This is a genomic window from Dietzia sp. UBA5065 (genome assembly GCA_002415925.1).
GTDB lineage: Bacteria > Actinomycetota > Actinomycetes > Mycobacteriales > Mycobacteriaceae > Dietzia.
Window position 1 is genome coordinate 7,726 of sequence record DIAZ01000108.1, and the last position, 337, is coordinate 8,062.

Here is a 337-nt window from a genome sequence, read left to right on the forward strand (position 1 = left end):
GTCGAACGGAACGGCGCCGTACGACTTGCCGGTCCCGGGTTCGTCCCAGCTGACCACGGTGAAGTGCTTCTCCAGGGGCTGGAACTCGCGCGAGTTGAAGAAGCCGCCCCCGCCGGGGCCGCCCATCCCGAGGTTGAGCAGGACCGGATTGGTCTCGTCCTGGCCGCGGATCGTGATCCACTGCTCGCTGCCGCCCAGGTCCACCTTCTCCATCGTCGCGATGCTGCCGGGGACAGGCTCGCCGTCCGGTCCGGTGACGGGCGGCGCCACCGCCAGGGGCTGCGAGACCCCAACCGCGCCGACCGCGGCCAGCACCAGCAAACCCACCGCCGCCGGC

General features: G+C 71.8%; 1 pseudogene. It reads right to left on the reverse strand.

What is annotated here, in order from left to right:
• A pseudogene (locus B4M60_RS08290) lies at positions 1 to 337 on the reverse strand (hypothetical protein); the annotation flags it as partial.